13 protein-coding genes are annotated in these 19,116 nt (G+C 52.6%); 4 read left to right on the top strand and 9 right to left on the bottom strand.

Annotation, left to right across the window (positions count from 1 at the left end; translation table 11 throughout):
* Nucleotides 1-334 precede the first annotated feature (334 nt).
* The 6 genes from pruA to clpS all read right to left on the bottom strand — a co-directional run bounded on the left by pruA (nucleotide 335) and on the right by clpS (nucleotide 10,008).
* A complete protein-coding gene (gene pruA, locus VB741_RS24535) occupies nucleotides 335-3,346 on the bottom strand; it encodes an L-glutamate gamma-semialdehyde dehydrogenase (RefSeq protein ID WP_323367855.1) in 3,012 nt (1,003 codons plus the stop codon).
* A 265-nt stretch (nucleotides 3,347-3,611) separates the two neighbouring features.
* Nucleotides 3,612-6,305, bottom strand: coding sequence for a cyanophycin synthetase (gene cphA / locus VB741_RS24530; RefSeq protein WP_323367854.1), 2,694 nt, complete (start codon nucleotides 6,303-6,305; stop codon nucleotides 3,612-3,614).
* 560 nt (nucleotides 6,306-6,865) lie between these two features.
* Nucleotides 6,866-7,699, bottom strand: a complete 834-nt coding sequence (locus tag VB741_RS24525; protein ID WP_323367853.1) for a cyanophycinase — start codon at nucleotides 7,697-7,699, stop codon at nucleotides 6,866-6,868.
* Nucleotides 7,700-8,239: 540 nt separating this feature from the next.
* Nucleotides 8,240-9,364, bottom strand: coding sequence for a tRNA (guanine-N1)-methyltransferase (locus VB741_RS24520; protein WP_323367852.1), 1,125 nt, complete (start codon nucleotides 9,362-9,364; stop codon nucleotides 8,240-8,242).
* A complete protein-coding gene (locus VB741_RS24515) occupies nucleotides 9,361-9,657 on the bottom strand; it encodes a DUF2103 domain-containing protein (protein WP_323367851.1) in 297 nt (98 codons plus the stop codon). Before VB741_RS24515 ends, VB741_RS24520 begins: the two co-directional genes overlap by 4 nt.
* A 3-nt stretch (nucleotides 9,658-9,660) precedes the next feature.
* On the bottom strand, nucleotides 9,661-10,008 hold the full coding sequence (gene clpS / locus VB741_RS24510; RefSeq protein ID WP_323367850.1) for an ATP-dependent Clp protease adapter ClpS: 348 nt from the start codon (nucleotides 10,006-10,008) through the stop codon (nucleotides 9,661-9,663).
* Between the two features lie 520 nt (nucleotides 10,009-10,528).
* On the opposite strand from clpS, the gene VB741_RS24505 reads away from it, so the two are divergent.
* Nucleotides 10,529-11,485 carry a 2-keto-4-pentenoate hydratase gene (locus tag VB741_RS24505; RefSeq protein WP_323367849.1) on the top strand — a complete coding sequence of 319 codons (957 nt, stop codon included), beginning with the start codon at nucleotides 10,529-10,531 and terminating at the stop codon, nucleotides 11,483-11,485.
* Nucleotides 11,486-11,785: 300 nt separating this feature from the next.
* Here the strand turns inward: VB741_RS24505 and VB741_RS24500 are convergent, their stop codons facing one another.
* A complete protein-coding gene (locus VB741_RS24500; RefSeq protein ID WP_323367848.1) occupies nucleotides 11,786-11,926 on the bottom strand; it encodes a hypothetical protein in 141 nt (46 codons plus the stop codon).
* 233 nt (nucleotides 11,927-12,159) lie between these two features.
* Between VB741_RS24500 and VB741_RS24495 the strand changes: the two genes are divergently transcribed.
* Together VB741_RS24495 and VB741_RS24490 are read left to right on the top strand one after the other, a co-directional pair.
* The gene (locus tag VB741_RS24495) at nucleotides 12,160-13,041 is read left to right on the top strand and encodes a DUF928 domain-containing protein (protein WP_323367847.1); all 882 of its coding nucleotides are present in this window, start codon (nucleotides 12,160-12,162) and stop codon (nucleotides 13,039-13,041) included.
* 9 nt (nucleotides 13,042-13,050) lie between these two features.
* Nucleotides 13,051-15,291: a CHASE2 domain-containing protein gene (locus VB741_RS24490; protein WP_323367846.1), complete on the top strand. Its 2,241-nt coding sequence runs from the start codon at nucleotides 13,051-13,053 to the stop codon at nucleotides 15,289-15,291.
* A 15-nt stretch (nucleotides 15,292-15,306) separates the two neighbouring features.
* Here VB741_RS24490 and VB741_RS24485 read toward each other — a convergent pair whose 3' ends face one another.
* Nucleotides 15,307-15,762, bottom strand: a complete 456-nt coding sequence (locus tag VB741_RS24485) for a peroxiredoxin (protein ID WP_323367845.1) — start codon at nucleotides 15,760-15,762, stop codon at nucleotides 15,307-15,309.
* Between the two features lie 108 nt (nucleotides 15,763-15,870).
* Between VB741_RS24485 and VB741_RS24480 the strand changes: the two genes are divergently transcribed.
* The gene (locus VB741_RS24480) at nucleotides 15,871-17,334 is read left to right on the top strand and encodes a DASH family cryptochrome (protein ID WP_323367844.1); all 1,464 of its coding nucleotides are present in this window, start codon (nucleotides 15,871-15,873) and stop codon (nucleotides 17,332-17,334) included.
* An 18-nt stretch (nucleotides 17,335-17,352) separates the two neighbouring features.
* Here the strand turns inward: VB741_RS24480 and VB741_RS24475 are convergent, their stop codons facing one another.
* Nucleotides 17,353-18,963, bottom strand: coding sequence for a hypothetical protein (locus VB741_RS24475; protein WP_323367843.1), 1,611 nt, complete (start codon nucleotides 18,961-18,963; stop codon nucleotides 17,353-17,355).
* Nucleotides 18,964-19,116 lie beyond the last annotated feature (153 nt).

The following is a 19,116-nucleotide window of genomic DNA, read 5'->3' as shown; positions in this document are numbered from 1 at the left end:
ATATATGGGCGGATTCGGCCTTGAAGTTGATCGCTCTCAAACCGAATAAACGACTCTATTTTCATCGTGGTTTTCTCGCTCTATCCCTTATGGAACATGCTTTATAGCTACGCTGTCACCCTTTAAGCCTCTGGATACGCTTCGCGAACGCCCTCCGGGAAAAGGAGGGGCTGGGGGTGTAGCTTGCTTCCCGCAGGGTGGGCCAGAATTAGGGTTCTCAACCTGGACTTGGTTTATGTACTGCATAAAATCATCCTTTATTGAGCTGGTGGGAAGATTTTGTGCCGTGAATCTGTATCTTTAAGCCAGTTTTTTGGGAGGCTCAAAAATCGCCCTAGTCCATCCCTGCAATCGGTGCAAATCCCTGCCGTTGAATATTCTCCGTCACCGTGCGAGGCTCCAAAAACTGCAGCAGATAATCCGGACCACCGGCCTTCGACCCCACCCCCGACAACTTAAACCCACCAAAGGGCTGCCGAGACACAATTGCCCCCGTAATACTGCGATTGATGTAGAGATTTCCCACCTCAAATTCCGCCTTAGCTTGGTCAATATGGGATGGCGTGCGCGAATACAAGCCACCGGTGAGGGCATAGTTTGTACCGTTGGCAATCTCTAACGCCTGGTCAAAGTTCTGGGCTTTGAGCACCGATAGCACCGGGCCAAAAATCTCTTCCTGGGCCAGGGAGCTTTGGGGGTCAACATCCGTAAAAATGGTCGGCCCAACAAAGTAGCCGATGTCTGGAGCAGGTAACTCCAGGGCCAGAGTAGCCTCTGTTTTACCCTGGGCAATCACCTGACGAATCCGGGCCTGGGCCGCTGCATCAATCACTGGACCCACCTTAGTACTAGGATCGATGGCCTGACCCACGTTGAGGGACTTCGTCGCCTCCACAAGGCGAGCCACAAACGGTTCATACACCGAGGCCAGCACCACCACACGGGAACAGGCGGAACACTTCTGCCCACTGTAGCCAAAGGCGGAATACACCACCCCCTGCACCGCCTGATCGAGATCGGAGCTTTCATCCACGATGATGGCGTTTTTGCCCCCCATCTCTGCCACCACCCGCTTTAGATGGCGCTGTCCCGGCTGGAGAATAGCAGCTGACGCATAAATTTGACAGCCCACGTCCTGGGAGCCGGTGAACACAATCATGTGTACGTCGGGATGCTTCACCAAATGGGAACCCACGGTGGACCCAGGGCCAGGAATGTATTGGCATACGCCTTTGGGAATGCCCGCTTCCACCAAAATTTCGGTGAGCTTAGCGGCGATGACGGCGGTGGCCGCAGCGGGTTTAAGCAGGGCGCAGTTGCCGGTGACCAGGGCGGCAACGGTCATGCCGGTGGGGATAGCGAGGGGAAAGTTCCAGGGGGAAATGACAAGGACAATGCCCTTGGGCCGGTAAAGATAGCGATCGCATTCCCCCGCCACGTCATAGATCACCTCAGCCTCCAACCGTTCCATCTCAGCGGCGTAATACCGACAGAAATCTGCCGCTTCAGATACTTCCGCATCGGCTTGATGCAGAGGTTTCCCTGCCTCAAATACCATCCAGGCATTCAGCTCGTGGCGACGCTGATCCAACAGATCCGCCGCCCGCCGCAGGATATGGGCCCGTTCCGAGGCAGGTGTCTTTTTCCAGGTGGCAAAGGCGGCTTTGGCGGCTGCGATCGCATCCTCCGCCTGATCAATCGTCACCTGTCCCACAACCCCCACAATCTCGGTGGGTACCGATGGATTCACTGATGGCAGGGTGTTTTCGGTCTGGACTAATTCACCATTAATCAATGGCCAATAGGGTTGCCCAAGCTGTTGTTGGACCGTTTCTAAGGCTTTAGTAGCTTGGTCTCTGGCGATTGCGATCGCAAAGTCCGTATCCGCCACCGGATGAAACGACAATCGGCTCTCTTCCGGTTGAACCTTGTCCCTATCCGTATCTCCCTCTCCCCAAACCGGCGGTGCCAACAACTCATCAGCGGCCACATTGGAGACAGACTGACGCAGAAAAGAACTGTTAGCCGTATTCTCCAACAACCGCCGGATTAGGTAAGCCATGCCGGGAATCAAATCCCCGTAGGGACAGTACACCCGCACTCGATGGCCGCGCTTGGCTAGGGCCGTGGCCAGGTTGTCCGCCATGCCGTAGAGCACCTGAAATTCGATGGACCGCTGGGGAATCTCCAAGGTCTCGGCAATAGCGATGGCATGGGCCTGGGAGCGCACGTTATGGCTACCAATGGCAGCATAGAGATGCTGGTGATTTTCCAACAACAACCGCGTCATGCGCTCAAAGTTGGCATCGGTGGAAGACTTATGGTTATAAACAGGGGTAGACCAATGGTTTTGACGGGCAATAATAGTTTCCTGGTCCCAGTAGGCCCCCTTGACCAAACGCACGGTGATGGGATTACCGCGCTCCTTGGCCCAAGCAATTATCCCCTGGAGATCGGAGTAACTGTCCCGCAGGTAGGCTTGGAGGGTGAGGCCAATGTCGGTGCGATCGCAAAATTCTGCTTCCTTCAAAAGTGCTTTCAACGTAGTCAAGGTGGCCGCTTTGTAGCGGTACTGCTCCATGTCAAAATGCACCGCCGCACCCACATCCTTGGCATGGCGAAGAAGTAGACGGATGCGATCGCTCACCTTAGCCTGGGAGCCCGCTACATCCAGCGGATCAAACTGGGAGTAAAACGCCGTCAGCTTAACGGTCACCTGCACCTTAGATAGGGCAACACCATCAGCCCTATCTACCTGGGGCACAGTTGACCATGTCTGGGACGCTTCGGTGAGCTGGGTCGTCAACGTCAAATACTGGTCCAGATAGGCCTGGGCCTCAGTTTCTGTAATCACAGCCTCCCCCAGCACATCCATGGTGAAGGTCATGGACTGCCTCCGCAGTTTTTCAATTGTCTTGCGGGTTTCCTTTAGGGTTGAACCCGCAATGTACTTACGGGCCAGGGTTTCTACCGCTGTGGACAGGGTGGTAGCCGCCGCTTTTCCCGCCATAGAATCTGCAGCAGTAAAATTGAGCAACCCCTTTAGGGCAGGCGGTAGCTCCACGTCTTCAACACTGAGATACTCCTGCAGGTGTCGGGCCACCTCTGCCTTGGTGGTCAACGCAGGCAAACAGTCAATCAGCCGGAATAGCTGCACCCGTAGGCCAGGGTTATCCATCGTCCAGCTCAACAGCTTGTCATCCCAACGCAGCTGATCCTGCATCTTGGCCAACAGAGAACGCCCCCCGGTACTTTCTGCCAGCAACTCGGTTGCGATCGCTCGGATTCGTGTCTCATCTACTATCTGAGGATCAGATTCAATCACACTGGCACGCTCAAAACCCATACTCAGTTCAACGCTCCTGCAGACTTGATGTCTACCTGTCTACCTATATGATGTCTCGCGCTTTGGGCAGCTGGGACATTCCCATAAAAAAATTCTCCTCAGCTCCCCACATTAGAGACCGGAACCAAGGAGAAAGATAGCCGTTGCTGAGTTAGGGCATAAACCGATCTGGCCGATAGCCAATATTTGGCCGACCAATTCATACCCAAAATCAACAACGCCACAAGATATCTAGACCAGCAACAGAATTAATCCGATGCTAGCTTTACAGACCGCGGAATACCATGGCCTCCAGGGTTAAAGGGTCCACCGACTGACCAGCAGCGGTCTCACCTGGCACATCCACAATTGGATTGCGCGCCTGAATTAACTCAATCGCCCGAGTTACTTGCTCCGGGAAAATCACCACCAAAGCATCCTGAAGCGCATTCTCCAACGCATATTCAATCGCTGCAGTCTCATCCAACTGCACCATGTGGGACGCAGATGAATCAACCGCTTGGGCTATCCCTTGAACAATCAGACTCGCTGCATTTCCAGCAGGACGCCCCCGACGATCATCATCCTCTTTCACAATAATGCGATCAAAGAATGTGGCCGCCAGCTGCCCCAGGCCGATCAAATCCTCATCCCGACGATCCCCAGGACCACCCACCACACCAATGGTAGGTCCCGACCAGTTCTTCACAAAGCCGCCCACCGCTTCATAGCCAGCAGGATTGTGGGCATAGTCCACCAACACCTGGTAGTTGCCCATATTGAACAGATTCATCCGGCCCGGCGTCTGCTTAGCCGATGCCTCAAAGCTGCGCAGCGCAGCCCGAATCTGCTCCACCTTAATTCCCTGGACAAAGGTGGCCAAACTGGCCGCCAAGGCATTAGCAATCATAAATGAAGCCCGCCCGCCCAAGGTTAGGGGCACCTTTTCCACATTCTCAATCCGGTGTACCCACTCATTCTGCAAAATGACAATGTAACCATCATCGTAAACAGAGGCAATGCCGCCATCCCTCACATGGTCTCGCACCAAAGGGTTCTGGGCATCCATCGAGAAATAAGCCACCTTGCCAACCACCAGATCCGCCATGGCAGCCACCCGGTCATCATCGGCATTGAGCACCGCATAGCCATCGGCGTGGACCGCCTCAGCAATCACCCCTTTCACCCGAGCCATTTGGTCAATGGTGTCGATGTCCCCCAGACCCAGGTGGTCAGCGGCGACATTCAACACCACACCCACATCACAGCTCTGGAAGGCCAAACCAGAGCGCAAAATACCGCCTCGGGCAGTTTCTAACACCGCCATCTCCACGGTGGGATCTTGCAGAATCATCTGGGCGCTTTGGGGACCTGTGGTGTCACCCTTTTCAATCAGGTGATCGCCAATATAGATGCCATCGGTGGTGGTAAAGCCCACGGCCTCGTAGACCTGTCTAGCAATGTGGGCAATCAAACGGGTGGTGGTGGTCTTACCATTGGTGCCCGTCACTGCCACAACGGGAACTCTCGTGGGCGTTCCCGGTGGGAACAACATTTGCAAAATCGGAGCCGCCACATTGCGAGCCACCCCTTCGCTAGGGGCTAAGTGCATCCGCAAACCCGGTGCCGCATTGACTTCCAGAATGGCTCCATCCGCCTCACGCAGCGGCTTGCTGATATCAGTGGTAATCACATCGATCCCAGCAATATCGAGATCAATAATCCGGGAAACTCGCTCAGCTAGCCACACCGTCTCTGGATGAATGTCATCAGTGCGGTCAATAGCGGTGCCTCCGGTACTCAGATTGGCCGTCGCTCGCAGATAGACTACCTGTCCAGCCTCTAGCACCGTCTCCGAGGTCAGCCCTTGACGGATAAGCATCTCATCCGTGGAGGCATCTAGCTGGATCTGGGTCAGCACATTGTCATGGCCATTCCCCCGGCGCTCATCCTGATTTTCCAGCGCCACCAGCTCAGCAATAGTATTTTTGCCATTACCGACCACATGGGCGGGCACCCGTTCCGCCACCGCCACCACCTGATGGTTTACCACCAAAATTCGATGGTCACGCCCTGTGTAGAAGTGCTCGACAATCACACCTTTGGAAATTTCCTTCGCCCGGTCGTAGGCGACCTCGGCTTCCTGCCAGGAGCGAATATCTGTGGTGATCCCCCGGCCGTGATTGCCGTCTAAGGGCTTAATGACGATGGGATATCCCCCCAGCTGTTCAATGGCGGCTTCCAGCTCGCCAAAAGAATAGATCAGCTGCCCCAGAGGTACGGGAGCACCCATGTTTTCCAGGATGGCCTTCGTGCGTTCCTTATCGCAGGCCAGCTCGACACCGAGCACATTGCTAGAAGAAGTCAGGGCAGCCTGGACGCGCTTTTGATATTTGCCATAGCCCAGCTGGAACAGGTCACAGTTTTCCAATTCCACCCAAGGAATACCACGCACTTCGGCTTCAGTCATTAAGGCTTCAGTCGTTGCGCCCAAAGACGCTTCTGTACGCAGTTCTCTCAAATCTGCCAGGTCCGTTTGTAACTCATCCTGGGAATAGGTGCCAGTCTCAACAATGCTTTGACATAGGCGAACGGCAGCACGGGTGGCGTAGCGACCAGCGGCTTCGTTTTGATATTCCACAACGACTTGATAGATGCCAGGGGTACTGGTTTCTCGGGTGCGGCCAAAGCCGACAGTCATCCCCGTCAATACTTGGAGTTCAAGGGCGACATGCTCCACAATGTGCCCCATCATGGTGCCTTCTTTCACCCGCATCAAGAACCCACCTTTGCAGCCTGGCGAACAGTGATGCTCCTCAAGACTCGGTAGCGCCTGCACCAACCCATCGTAGAAACCGGGCAAGGTATCCGAAGGACGATTGGCCAAGTCTTCTAAGTCGAGACGCGCAACAATCAGCTTGGGTCGACGGATACTCCAATAGTTGGGGCCGCGAAGTGTGCGCGTTTGCAGAATTTTCATAAACGAGAAAGGGGGTTTATTGTAGATGCCAACGGAAAGCAGGTGCAGGCTTTTAACCTCACACAAAGGACGTTTAGACTCTTCTTTGCATGGAAAACCTGTTCATGGAATTAGGAACACCGGCAGAGAATTAGCTTGGGCTCACCAATTGATTAATCTATGTATTTTTGTAAATTTGACTACAAATATAACTGATCTTAAGGGGTTTATTCAGATTTCTGACCGGAATATTTCATAGAAAAGACGGTAAATTTGGCGACATTTCCCGAGCAGTTCCCCAAGTAAAAATCGGACCTGAGGTTGCTAAGCAAGCTTTCTAGAAGGGTATTGAGTAACTGATTGAGTAACTGTATTAAGTGATACAACACCCGTTGGGTAGCATTGCGGAGTACTCTTTTTGTCACTTCTTCATAACATTACCCTAGGCAGCCATGCGCTATATGCATGAAAACATGCATTTTTCGGCACTGAATCACGCCGTTAGGGGGCTTTCTATGGTTGCTATTAATGTTACCCATGCAACCACTGCAACTTGATTGTGGGATTTTAAAGCCCAATGATTAGACATTGGCGGCTACCCCAAGTCTAGGCCTGCACACAGAGCGCTGTTTGTAGTCATAATGGTCGCCTGAGTTGAGGATATGCACCCTGAGATCATGCAGGCTCAGGGGAGATGTGTCACCAGAGCTGCGGTAGTTTGTGTGGCTTAATTCCCCAGGATCAATGATGGTGATGCAGCCTTTGCCGAGCACCTCAAAGGTACCATCCCCCTTAAAGGCAGCACAGGTGTCTTCGTCAATGCCCATGCCGAGCTTGTCGGGGTGGGCTGCGATCGCACTCATCAGTCGAGCCATGCGATTGCGATTGTGAAAGTGCTGATCCACCAACAGCTCCGGAATGATGCCCAAACCATCCATTAAATCCACTAGGCCACGATTGGGCGATTCACCACTACTCCCGCCGGAAATCATCTTTTCCCCCATCACTGCAGCACCAGCACTGGTACCCGCCAGCACCAACGTGCCCATCTGAACACGCTGCTTGATCGTGGTAATAAAAGTACTGTCTTGGAGCAAGTCGTACAAGCGAACCTGATCGCCACCGGAGAGGAAGACCCCCGTACAACCTTCTAAAAGTTCGAGCCAACGCTCCTCGTCACACTCGTTGGGAGAGCGAATATCCAGTACCCGAATGCATTGGGCTCCCAGCTGAGTGAAGATAATCTGATAGCGCTCACCCACGAGACTGGGTTCTTGGGAGGCACAGGGGACAATACCAATCGTTGCCTGGGTGCCACCAGCACTATTGAAGAAATTAGTCAATATAATAAGCTCACCGACCTTATCTTCTGCCCCTCCAATGACCATGATGGGGTATTGGGTCGGAATTGCCATAGCTCACTGAATAAAAGAGTTTTTACGAATGCGTTTACGCACTTCTAGATACTAAATCATAGAGTTGCTGCATAACAAATCCAAACAGGAATTAATACCTCTAGCTCAAAAAAGAGATTTCGATCTGGGGACATATTCGATCTGGGGACACAGTTGACAAGTTGTAGACGTCCAGCCCTGGACAACAACCTCCGGTATGCATACAAGTCGCTAGATCCCCTAAATTCCCCTAAAAAAGGGGAGCTTTGAACTCCGGTTGTGGGCAAAAACTGACGCTATGGTACAACGCCCCCTTTTTCTTACGCCTTGCCCATGCCCGGAGGGCTTTAGGGGAGCTAGGGGGGATCAATGCAACCATGGGAAGGGATATCCGATATGGGTATACACCGCAGAGGCAACAACCCAAGGGACAAGTTACAAGCCCCGTTCCCAAAGGAATATAACCAATGGCCATCGGGCAACCTCGGTGCAGAGATATAGGAATGGCCAACACAAAAAACTATGGGCACCAAAAAGTGGACAGTGCCTAAACACAAGTGACTAAGAACAGACGAGGGACTTAGCCATCTCAATACAAACAGCCAGAGGAGCATCGGTTTTGATCGCCTGGGCATCCAGATGGGTGCGGGTGGCACGGTAGTGATGCTGGCCCAAGGTCTCAATCAACCGATCCCTGGCGGGAATATCCATCTGGCCCCGGCGACCTAATTCTGCCAGGGGATAATAGTAGGGGGGCATGGTGGCCTCGGTTGCCATGATGGTAAGGAGTTGCTGTAGCTGCTGGGGCCAATGCCATTGGTGGGCCAATGTCGCCATTTGGGTGACATACTCTGCATCATGGAGAGGGCCTAACCACATGGGTCCACTAACGACTGGGGCTTGCCCACAGACTTCGCACCCCAGATGTCCCAACTGCCGCCAGTCGGCGGTGCGAAACTGACCACAGCCATGGCAATAGGCCAAAAATCCATCCTGATCCCGAGGCGCTGATCGGGGCAACACCCGCACCATGACCCGATGGACAGAGCCATTAAAAATTGAAAACACCGGCTGAATGTGAAACCCTCGCTCATCCGCCTTCTGGGCAGCACAGCCGATGAGTAACCGCAGCCCTTGCTCATGGACGGCGGGATGGCTGCGGGCACAGGCTCCATAGAGTTGAACGCTTTTGTCAACCGCATGGCCCCCGGTGGTGCGTCCGTCGGTACTGGTGAGGTATAGCAGTCCGCCAAACTTGATCGCCCAAAGGGCTGTGCTGACAAACGGGTTAGGACTGCCAAAACTGTCGATGTCGATCAGGTCGTAGTAGTCCTGCTGCTGGGCACAGCTAAAAAATAATTGGTTCGCATCCTGGTGGGTAATGCCATAGGAGTCAGGGGCCATGCCCTGGCGTAGGTTCTCCCGCAGTAACGCCTGCAGCTCATGGTTGCCTTCATTGGCCCAGACCCAATCAGCTCCAGATTCGAGATAGTAGCGGAGAGACCGCACACCACAACCGGTCATGGCATCGATTACCCGCAGATGTCCTTGCTGCTGCCGGTAAAGGGCGGCGGCTAATACCGCTAAATCACGACCCACTTGGCTAGAGGAGCGGTAGAAGGCAGTGGCGGTGGGGTTTGCGATCGCAAACCTCGCCCTACCCTCCTCCACCCAATCCTCCGTCACATCACCGCCTCAATCGCCGCCGTCAGCTGCTCAGCACTCAGCTCCGTAATCACAAATACTTCCTGAATCGACTGGCCTTTACGGGCAATCAGCTTAAACCCACCCATAATCGGCACCGATATCTTCAAACGCAGTTTGGGCGCATTCGAACGCCCCCGACTAATCACCGCCGGAGTCAGCGTTTTGATATGGGGATGGGCCGCCAGCCTATGGAGAATAGCCAACAACCCCGGCACATGGGTGGAATGGTTTAGCACCACCCGACCCTGGGGATCTTTGGATTTAGAGGCCATGGCTTAGGCCTTCTCCAAAGGAGCCATGGTCAACCCAGCTCGAATTAACTGACTGTGATAAAGTTCTGCCTGCTCCAACGGTCCAACCCACACCGTAGCCTGCCCTTCATAGTGGATCTGATTCGTCAGCTTCCAAGCTTGATCAGGGGTCATGTGGGGAATGTATTTCACCAGGGTTTCAGCCACATGCTGAAACGTGTTGAAATCATCATTCAGCACAATAATCTTGTAGTTAGGATAGGGCTGTCGGGTGGTTTGATTAGCCTTCTCCTTAGTCACCGTCGGTGATGCAGACGTAGCCTGAACCGCACAGGTATCAGCAACGTCCGGCTTAAACTTTACCGCCTTCATAGAGTATGAGTTCGCAAGGACAACGGACATCATGGTCTAACCATCGCCTATGGGAATGATTGTAGACGCCTTTAATATCGCCTTTAATATACAGTAACCAAAGAATCGGGGGATTGACCGGCAAAGGCCCCCATATAAGGTCACCAAAGGACTGGAGATTGACCGGCAGGGTGGCAAACCGGTGTTACTGACAATGATTGCAGCTGAAAAATATGGCCCCACAGCAGATCTACCCAGATCGGTTCATCCCCTCAATATCCCCTCAATTGAAAGCAGCACAAACCAGTTCGCAAGGCGTCACCCTTCTGGGTACCATGGTGGGCAAAGTTTTGTATTCTAAACAATTACCAAAAAATGCTGATGCCATCAGCCCTGATGCCATCGATCCACTATTTCCCCAGGGTTCGTTCTACCTAAATCCCCCCATTCAATTCACAAACGATAGATAAATTACCTAGATTAAACGGCTAAGTCATTCCCTATTCCCTAATAAGATTACCTAACGAGTAAAGGAACGAATATGAACAACTGGCGCTGGCTACAGGGTATCGGTATAGGCATTCTCATGGCTGGTGGAGCCACGGCTATCCAGGCGGCCGAAACCCTACCCAAACCTCTACAACCCTTACGGCTGGCCCAAAGCTATACAGACCTAGTAGCAGTATCACTGTTTCAGCACTACACCGCTGGCTATCCAGCACCCGTTTTAACAGACGGCTTATCCTCGCAACAAATTGACTCCGTACACATCACCTTTGTGCGCCGTCTCATGGGTAACGCTGGGGACGAGGGAGCCATCGCGGGGTACAAGCTAGCGTTAAGCAGCCCCCAAGCCCAGGCTCAGTTAGGGGTGAATCACCCCCTGTACGGTTTTTTGCTAGAAAATATGCTGCTCGACAGTGGGTCCACCCTACCCCTCAAATTTGGCAGCCGCCCCCATGCTGAAGGGGACCTAATGGTACGGGTGGGCAGCGCCGACATCAACCAAGCCGTCACTGATTTGGAACTGCTGGCTGGCTTAGATGCCGTGATTCCATTCCTAGAATTGCCCGACTTGATTTACGAAAAAGACGCCCAGGTGAATGCAGGCGCTTTGGTGGCCGTCAATGTGGGAGCGCGATATGGTGTCGTCGGCGACCCGGTTGACCTGGAACCTGCAGACAGCGGCCTGGCGCAGTTGGCCAATATTCGCGTCGTCCTCAACAATGGGCAGGGCCAGTTTTTGGCCGAGGGTAACAGTACCGCCCTCTTAGGGCATCCCATTAATGCTGTGCGCTGGCTGCGAGATACCTTACAAAGCCAAGGGGTAGAGTTACAGCCAGGGGATTTGCTGTCCTTGGGCTCAGTGACCACCCTAGTCCCATTAGATGAAGACACCACTATTACAGGCTTAGAAGCTCGGTATTTTGGCCTCAACTCCGATAGCGGCTCGGTGGATTTGGATGTGTCATTTGAGGTCCCAGAAACGGACAGGTAAGCGGGGTATCAAATTAATCCGGGCAATCCTGGTTAGGTGGAAAATCAGGGGCCAGAAGCCAGTGAGGCCCTGATTCCTGACTCCTGAATACTATCCTTGGGAAAACGTCCCGCTTTGAGTGGGTACCCGGTCAATGCCATGATCAGATCGGCTATCAGGGAACAGAATCTTTCTGTCTTCTACCTCCTGATTTATGCCTCCTGACTTCTCACAGAGACTGAAACGTCATAATTCATCTGACCTATTGACCATTTTAGGAATGATGCTGGCCGAAAAGTTCTCCTATATCCTGATAAATATCTAGTAGGTAAATATCTGAATCGATCGCGGATAAATGTATCCCCAACTGGAACCGAGATCCAGCTGTGTAGTCTCTCTTACATAGAGGGCTGTGGAATCTACAGGAGAAAACTCCTGATGAGCAGTCAACCATGCATCCATGGGAGATCTCCTAAACTCCATACATCAGAACGTAATACAGTTTATTCAAAAGATTTTCAAGTTCACCACTGCCACTGCTTTTGACAGACAGTTTTCTCACTGGCCTACTCAAAAGTTACCGAAACAGATTCTGAAACTTCTGTAGCTCGTCAGTAAGGTACTTTAAACACCCAGTTAAACGCCCATCATCCTGACCCATCCCTAAGTTCCTACAGCCAGATTAAAAAGTCGTCATGTCTATTTATTCACGCTTGATTCAAGCCTCGCTTACGGTACTGATGGTGGCCGCCGCCAGTCCTAGCCATGCTGTTCAGTTTCCTAACACGAGTGATCGGGGTGCCCCGGCCCGAGGCCCCTCCCTGGGTACCCGTGGTGAAATTTGTTTGGACCCGACCAATCAGCCTTCCCTCACATCTCTATTGCCCCATAATGCGATCGCAACCGCCTTTGGAGCCAATAGAGACATTCCCATGTCCCTCTGGTTCTATATTCCTGACACCGCAGCCGCAGGGGCAGAATTGACCATCGTCAATGAGCTGGGAGACACCACCTATCAAAAAACCATTGCATTACCCAGCACGCCAGGCACAATTCAGGTCGAACTACCCCAATACCAGGCCGATGGCGTTACCCCCACCTTCGAGTCTGGCAGCCTGTATTACTGGGATTTTGCCCTCATCTGTGACCCCAACGATCGCGGAGACGACGTTCTCCTAGGGGGAGGCATTCAGCGCATCGACGCCAGTCCAGATTTCTTAGCCCAGCTTGATGCCATCGCCGACGATCCCTTAGCCCAGGCCGAACTCTACGCCACCGCCGGTGCCTGGCAAGAAACCATTGCCTTAGCGGCATCCCTGCGGCCCCAAAACCCAGATGCCTGGGCCGAGCTGCTATCCTCCGTCGATCTCGACTCCGTGGCAGATAAACCCATTGTGGGACAAACTTTGGGGCAAACTCCCGAAGAAACCACCGACCAAGCCCCCGGACCAAGTCCTGAGCAAATCCCTAGGCAAACTGAGCCCGTAGCTGACACCCCTGCCAGTTCCCAGGGGCCAACGGCTAGGCCCAATAGGTCTGGAAATCTCCAGAGATTGCTAGAGGGCATCACTCCATAGCCATTACCCATGAACCTCAAAAAGCTCCTATGGCAATGGCGCGGTGTGGTGATAGCCACACCGACGGTAACCCTAGTCGTAGTTTCGCTAAGAATCGCTGGGCTACTGCAACCTTTAGAATGGCAAATCTACGATCAATACCTGCAGTGGCGTTCCGAAACCAGGGACCCCCGCATTGCCATTGTGGGTATCGATGAAGAAGACATCCGCCAGCAGGGACAGGCCATCTTCCCAGACGCAGTCTATGCCGAGGCCATTAGTAAGCTTGCTGCCCAGGGTCCCCGGGCCATTGGCCTAGATATTTTTCGGGATATCCCCGTCGAACCGGGCCATGCAGAGTTAGAGGCTGTTTTCCGCAACACGCCGAATCTGATCGGCATTCGCACGATTTTAGGCGATAACCAAGATCGTGATGCCATTGACGCCCCACCCACCCTGGCAGAACTGGGACAAATCGGCATCAATGACGGCATTGTTGACAATGACAACACCATTCGGCGAGGACTATTACAGGTCACCACACCAGAAGGTGACAGCGCCCCGAGCCTGGGCCTTTACCTGGCACTGCTATATCTAGAGGCCGAGGGCATCACCCCGGAAGCCACAGACAAACAAGATGTCTGGCAACTGAATGGGGCTACGTTTCGGCCCCTAAAGACAAATGACGGCGGCTATGTGCGCGCCGATGCCCAGGGGTACCAAACCCTGATCAACTATCGTGGCGGTAGTGAGTTGTTTGAGACGGTGCCCCTAAGGGACCTGCTCAACGATCGGCTCCCGGACAATTGGGCCCAGGATCGGGTGATTCTCATTGGCCCGGTGGCAGAAAGTCTCAAGGATCGATTCTTGGTGCCCCACAGCAGTAAAATGCTGGCCCTACCCAGGTACATGGCCGGGGTGGAAATCCACGCCAATTTAACCAGTCAGATTATTAGCGCCGCCCTAGACGGGCGAGCCCTGATTCGCAGCTGGCCAGAATCGGTCGAAATTCTTTGGATTTTTCTATGGGCCACCCTAGGGGCCACCCTAACTTGGATCCAGCGCAACCCAGGAAAGCGGTCCCTGCTGCGGCAAATAGCCCTGCTGCTGGCCATTGCTTCTAGTTTGGTCTTGGGCACCTATGCCCTACTCCTAGCAGGCTGGTGGATCCCCGTCATTCCTCCGCTGATGGCCCTCGTCGGGGCGGCCGCCGGAGTCAATACCTACGTGGCCCATAGCGCTAGCGAAATTCGTCGCACCTTTAACCGTTACCTCAGCGACCAGATTGTCGCCAATTTACTGGACAATCCCGAAAATCTCAAACTGGGGGGCGAAACCCGAGAGATTACTATTCTCACCTCTGACCTGCGAGGCTTCACTGCCCTTTCGGAACAGCTATCCCCGGAAAAAGTGGTCGAGATTTTGAACCTTTACCTGGGTTACATGTCCGACATTATTGATGCCTATGACGGCATCATTGATGAGTTTATGGGGGACGGTATCTTGGTCATTTTTGGCGCCCTCCAGCTTAAGGAGAATGACAATCATCCCGATCGGGCGGTGGCCTGTGCGATCGCAATGCAACAAGCCATGACCCAAGTCAATGCCGCCATGCGCGCCAGAGGATTTCCCGAGCAGGAAATGGGTATTGGCATCAACACCGGACGCGTGGTGGTCGGCAATATTGGCTCTGAAAAACGCACCAAGTATAGCGTCATCGGCGGTGCCGTCAACCTCACCTTTCGGATCGAATCCTACACCACCGGGGGCCAAATCTTTATTTCCGAAGACACTCACCAGGACATCGGCAAGATCAACAACCATCGCCTAGCCATCCAAAGCAAAGCCGAAGTCTATCCCAAGGGAATTAAACGCCCCATCACCATTTACGACGTCACCGGCATCGGCGGCGATATTTACAACCTCTCCCTCACCCACGAAAGCCCCTCACTACAGCCCCTCACCCAGATAATCCCGGTAGAATATGTCGCCCTCGAAGGCAAGCAGGTCGGTGCGGAGAAAAGTCGGGGCAGCCTGCAAAAACTATCGACCAAAACCGCCCTCCTCCATATTGAGGCCCCTGAACCCCTGAGCCTGCTCACCAACATCAAGCTCGTGATCAACACTCCCTCAGCCCCAACAGAAATTGGTGAGACCGACATCTACGCCAAGGTGCAACAACTAGGCCCCACTGACCAAGACTACGTGATTACATTCACAGCCCGCTCCCCGGCTGTCATCACCTGGCTCAATGCGCAAGTGGCAACATAAATCGCTCCAAGCTCCCTAACCCAGTCCTTTGAGAATACCCAGCGCCTCGGTCACATGCTTAGTGGGGTTGAACTGGGAGTCAAACACGTGCCGCACGGTGCCAGCCTGATCGATTACATAGGTGACGCGGCCAGGCAACAGACCCAGGGTAGCGGGCACACCATAGGCCTTACGAACATTAGAACCAGTATCACTCACCAGCGTGAAGGGTAGGTTGTGCTTGCTGGCAAACTTTTGGTGAGAGTCCGGGGAATCACTGCTGATGCCAATCACCTCGGCCCCTAGCTCCTGAAAATCTTGGAAACTATCGCGAAAAGTACAGGACTCAGTGGTACAGCCGGGGGTGTCATCCTTTGGATAAAAGTACAGAACGACAGCTTTTTGTCCCTTAAAACTAGACAGGGTTACCGACTCTCCGGCCTGGGACTGCAGGGTAAAATCTGGAGCCATGTCACCCACTTTAATCGCCATTGCTGCGCATTCCTCTGAGTACTGAATAAAGTATTAACTTTTATTTAGCATACTATCCTAGTAGAAAAATCAGTTTGCTTCCCTTTCCCACCTATCACTATCCTGTCAATGCGCATTCTGATCTGGTTTCGTAATGACCTCCGTCTCCACGACCATGAACCACTGCATCGCGCCCTAGGGCAAAAAGCAGAGATTATTCCCGTCTATTGTTTTGATCCACGGCAGTTTGGCCAGACAAGCTTTGGATTTCCAAAAACGGGGGCCTACCGTGCTCAGTTTTTGCTGGAGAGTGTGGCAGACCTGCGGGCATCCTTACAGACCAAAGGCTCAGATCTGGTGGTGCGTTATGGAAAACCAGAAGACGAGGTGGTTGCGATCGCTCAGTCCCTCCAAGTTGACGCCGTCTACTGGCACCAAGAAGTCACCAGCGAAGAACTCGCCAGCGATAGCCCCCTAAAGCAACAGCTAGCTAAGCTCAAAATCAACTACAAAACCTACTGGGGAGCCACCCTCTACCATCCAGACCATTTGCCATTTGAAATCTCACAGCTACCCCAGGTATTTACATCCTTCCGCAAAAAGGTAGAAAAAAACAGCCTGATTTGCACCGCCTTGGGCTCGCCTCACCAGATCCCCCCATTACCCAAGGTTGATACCGGTTCATTGCCCACCCTAGGAGATCTCGGATTAGAGCAGAAAACCCCTGATAAAAGGGGCGTTCTACCTTTCAAAGGTGGGGAAACCACAGGACTCCAGCGGCTACAGCACTATTTTTGGGACAGTGATCAACTCCAGGTCTATAAGCAAACGCGCAATGGCATGTTGGGAGCAGACTACTCCTCTAAATTCTCTCCCTGGTTAGCCCTGGGCTGCCTATCGCCCCGTCATATTCATGGAGAAGTAGCGGCCTACGAAACAGAGCGTATACGCAATGACTCCACTTACTGGCTAGTATTTGAGCTACTGTGGCGAGATTTCTTTCGATTTATCTGTGCCAAACACGGCAGTACCGTCTTTTATCCCAGCGGATTACGGGGGCTAAAGATTGCCTGGAAGCAAGACTGGCCAAGGTTTGAACAGTGGGCGCGGGGAGAAACCGGCTATCCGCTGGTGGATGCCAATATGCGAGAGTTAGCTGCCACAGGCTTTATGTCCAATCGGGGCCGTCAAAATGTCGCCAGTTTTCTCACCAAAAATCTCGGCATCGACTGGCGCATGGGGGCAGAATGGTTTGAGTCACTGCTAATAGACTATGACGTCTGTAGCAACTGGGGGAACTGGAACTATACCGCTGGTGTTGGCAACGATGCCCGAGGCTTTAGGTACTTCAATATTCCTAAACAATCCAGGGACTATGACCCCGATGGTAACTACGTCAAATATTGGCTACCAGAGCTAGCCAAGCTGCCTCGCCGCAAAATTCACAGTCCCTGGACCTTGGATGCGGAAGAGCAAAAACGCTGTCATGTCCGACTGGGGGTGGACTATCCAAATCCCATTGTGGATCTGGAAAAGTCCTTACAAACCCATGAGACCATATACAACGCAGCGGTAGAAATCCGCCGCCCCTAGTGCTGACAGATCATATCCCTAGGGTTGTTGCTTTGGGGCCAAATCCTGCCGCCGCGAACGCATCCATACCAATCCTCCCCAGGCTATGCCTAATAAACCCGAGGGCTCTGGTACTGAGATCGGAGAGTGAGAGCCACTCCGCGCTGGCAACGGAATGACAATATCTGAAGCGAATTCAAAACTCAGAGTAGTGTTATCCTCGCCCAATGCATGGTCATGTATGGCTTCAGTAACATCGCCAGAGGCTACACCAACACCGACTGGAGACAGCGGCTCAATACTGACTACTGGAGACAGCGGCTCAATACTGACTACTGGCAGCAGATCCTTATCCTCTATGTCATGCTCATGGAACCCTTCAGTTCCATGACTATGGTTATGGGCATGGCTTCCTGATTCGTCTATCTCAGCCCCATGGATATGGTCAAGCTCAGCTATAGCCCCATGATTCAGCATCTGAGCAATGGTCACAGTTGGGCTGGGCTCAATCGTCACCACAGGAGCCGATGGACTCTCTAGTTCGAGGGTGGGTTCAACGGTCTGGGGATTGGCAACTGGAATATTTTCCGTAGGTGTATCAGTCTCTTCCAAGGCCCTTGTCCGAAGTTGAGACAATATCCTGTAACCGTCACTCAACTCCAACGTAAGCGCAGAACCCGTTAGCCCATCTGGGGTAAAGCCTAGGTTCTCTAATGCTGGGAATAGGGTGGGATCAATCCCAAAATCAAAGCTATCACCAAGGGTAAAATCCCCCTTGGTGAAGTCTAAAACCAGCTTTAAATCGCCATGCTTTTCTTCGGTAATTGCGATCGCATCCGCCGATATACCCGACATATTTCCCAATTGGAAAACGTTGTTTTTCAAGCCTGATATAGCGCTAGCTGATTTAAAGGTCTCACCCACTGAGGACAAATCTAATGTCAGCCGAGTTAAGCTGGCCTCTGAGCCACTCAAAAATTTAACTGTCCACAAATTTTCCGAACCGAATGAATTAGCACTCCCTCCTTCCACAATAATCCGAGGAATATCTTTAACAAACGGGCTAGCAAAAACCGTTGAGATTTCTTGCTGAGAAAATAACGATGTTTGATTCGTGGTGATATCCAACAGACTTTCAGGGGACTGGCGTTGATCTCCCGCAGCCAGCAAGTGGTTCTCATCATGGTGATGAAACAGACCTAAATTATGGCCTAGCTCATGGGCCAGGGTATCAATACGCCCCTTACCACCATTAAAACTAGAGATGGCACTAGAGTTGAGGACTAACTTGTTGCCACCAATGCTGCCACGACCAAATCTTGTTCCCCCATGATAGAAAAGATCCTGGGCAAACCAGACATTTATCGTCTTAGGGTCAGAACTGACACCTGTCCTGGGAATCCCTGAAAATAAACCATAATCAATCGCGGTCTCAGTGGCGATTAAAAATAGGGACTCATTTAGCTGGCGGGTGGGCAAAAAGTTGATATCAAGACCTGCTTTTTCCCATATTGCCTTTGTTTCGGAGGCAAAAATAGGCGTACCAGCACAACGTCCCCCCAGGTTATCGCAAATTTCAATGGGTTGAACATTGATATATTTTTTGATGGCATTGGCTGGCAAACTCTGGCCAATCCAAACAACAGCCATGGAAACAATAGCCGCACTGATATGAGGTAAGCATTCAGGGGGTCTGAGTTGTGAGAGTTTCAATCAGCAGAGTACCTGCTAGAGTAAGCGGATGAAAGACAAGGCTCTCCCATCGATTCCCGAGGTCAGTAAAGCGGATTGGGAAAAGACACC

The organism is Leptothoe sp. PORK10 BA2 (assembly GCF_034932105.1).
GTDB lineage: Bacteria > Cyanobacteriota > Cyanobacteriia > Phormidesmidales > Phormidesmidaceae > Leptothoe.
Note: the sequence above shows the minus strand (reverse complement) of the source record. Positions and strands in the feature narration are given on the sequence as shown.